We start from the raw sequence: 2,171 nt of genomic DNA, 5'->3' as shown, positions 1-2,171 counted from the left end.
ACCAGGAATGGGAGGACCATATGGTCAAATGCCATACGGCTACCCACAAATGGGGCAATCTCCACGTGTAATGGGAGCTCAAGATTTTGAATCTCCAGATATGGGAATGCCATATGGAGGCGGTCAAATGCCTGCCATGCAACAGCCTTTCCCTGCTCAAGGGGGGGTACCAGTAGGAGCGGGTGGTGACTGTGGATGCGGTGGGCCAGAACCGCAAGCAATGGCACCAGCCTTTATACCGCCAACCCCTCCTATATACAGTGCACCGTATACAGGACCTGCAAATGTAGCGCAGCCACCGTACATGAACCCATATGGAATGGCCCCAATGGATGGGATGATGCGATACGATGATGAAAGCAATGAGTATGATTTTTAATCAAAAAGGAGACGATGATTACTTCATTCGTCTCCTCTCTTATTTACGTTCGAAATTTAAAGAAAATATTGTTGAAATGGTTCCATTTCGAAAAAATGTAATTTTGATAAAGACAGATAAAAATAAATATATGATAAAAGGATTTCAAACCAACAAACGCCTCCAGCTTCAAGAAGCATTCACGGCAACCCTTAGAAAAGAGGGATTTTTAAAAACTTATCTTTTTGTCCATCCTCAGTTAATCGACCCGCTCTTTTTTGAGGGGTCCTATTTTGGATGTATGGAATATATACCACCCAATAAAATCCCTTTTTCCTTTCATTCTCAAAAAAATATGTATGAGGGACTTGAGCTTTTAGAACAATTTCACTTTATAACCTCCACGTTTGAGACACGTTACCGAACTATAATTCCAAGAGGAATGATTTTTAAAAAATGGAGGGAAAGAAGAAAGACCTTTTCCTCAAATATTTCACATCTAAAATACTTTGTGAATGAAGCATTCATAACCGAATTGATGGATTGGGCAAACTGGTCTTTAACTGGTATGGATAAAGATCCTTCCCTTTTTATCAATGAACCATTTTGCGTCCTTCATGGTGATGTGGCACATCACAACTTTTTGCGTGATTCAAAAGGAATAGTACATCTAATTGATTTTGATTTAATTAGTATTGGTCCACCGTCCTTAGATTATTTACAATACGCTAATCGAATTCTTCCCAATTTGGACTGGTCAATGGATAGGCTCGCTCAATTTTCAACATTCGAAAAATTGTTAGACAAAAAGGAATTCCTGTTTGCATTAGCATTTCCTGCAGATATTTTTCGTGAATGGAACCGGCTAATTCGTGAAGGTTCCTATCGGGACCAAAACAAATACAACCATGTTATGGATTTAACGATTGGTCAGTTTTACTCTCGGAAAAGATTCGTTGATACTTTAAAAATGATGATGAACTGAATTTCATGGTCTATTCTGGCAGAATGAAACCCCCTCAAAGTTCACACCCTAATCGTGAGCATACTTATTATGCTCACGCATCATAGAGGGGGTTTTTCGCTTGAATTTGAAACAGTGGATGATTCCTCTGTCCGCCTTATTGGCTGTTGGGCTGTCAGGTTGTGCAAATGATGACCGTACTGCGATGGATAAAGGTCACAAAAATATAGGGCAGCCAGTTGGCTACTATTCCAATGAAAATCATAAAAATGGAACCAATGGGATGCCTGGGGACAATGATGGTCCATTCACAGAAATAATGGACCACACTCTTGGAGTAGAAAACCAAGGAAATAATGAAAGGCGAAGAAATTTTTTTAGTGAAAGAGATCGAAATGGAAATCCACCTAACCCGACAAAGCCGCTCGCAACGAATGATCAAAACTTTTTTCAACGGGATAACCGTTTTAGTACCAGTGATGCGAATTATCATGGTCATTTAAATCAAAGACTAGGAAATACTGGTACAACAACGAACCCAGAGTATCAAGATAAAGTAACGGAACAAATTAAAAGTAAGGTAGCAGACATTGACAATGTTCAGCAAGTTCGGTCTGTTCTTTATGGTAATTCTGTGATGGTTTCTGTTAAATTAGCCGATAATGCTCGAGCTGAGGAAACCAAAAGAGCCATTCAGAGTGCTGTTAAGCCATTAGCAAATGGGAGATCTGTTCAAGTTATCACCGATGATGGAGCACTTGGTCGTGAGGGTAACAGAAATAATGATTCCCAGCGTATGGAGTCCAATAGTCGCAAATAAAACGAATGGTAAAAAAAGTAATAGAGGCA

At 39.7% G+C, this 2,171-nt stretch carries 2 protein-coding genes and 1 pseudogene; all 3 read left to right on the top strand.

Features of this window, described 5'->3' with window-relative positions; all coding sequences use genetic code 11:
- Window positions 1-379: pseudogene (locus V7124_RS06775) on the top strand (hypothetical protein); the annotation flags it as partial.
- Entirely contained in the window at window positions 351-1,343 is a 993-nt protein-coding gene (locus V7124_RS06770) for a phosphotransferase (RefSeq protein WP_335487300.1), read from the top strand. The pseudogene V7124_RS06775 and the gene V7124_RS06770, both read left to right, overlap by 29 nt.
- Window positions 1,344-1,443: 100 nt before the next feature.
- Window positions 1,444-2,142 (top strand): YhcN/YlaJ family sporulation lipoprotein, encoded by a 699-nt coding sequence (locus V7124_RS06765; protein ID WP_335487297.1) that lies wholly within the window; start codon window positions 1,444-1,446, stop codon window positions 2,140-2,142.
- Window positions 2,143-2,171 lie beyond the last annotated feature (29 nt).

It is taken from the genome of Neobacillus niacini (assembly GCF_036961885.1).
Taxonomy (GTDB): Bacteria; Bacillota; Bacilli; order Bacillales; family Cytobacillaceae; genus Neobacillus; species Neobacillus niacini_H.
This window is presented reverse-complemented; position numbering and strand designations above follow the sequence as displayed.

Bases quoted from the DNA above. Each gene is read 5' to 3' on its own strand.
- V7124_RS06770 (WP_335487300.1), top strand. From the start codon at position 351: ATGATGAAAGCAATGAGTATGATTTTTAATCAAAAAGGAGACGATGAT.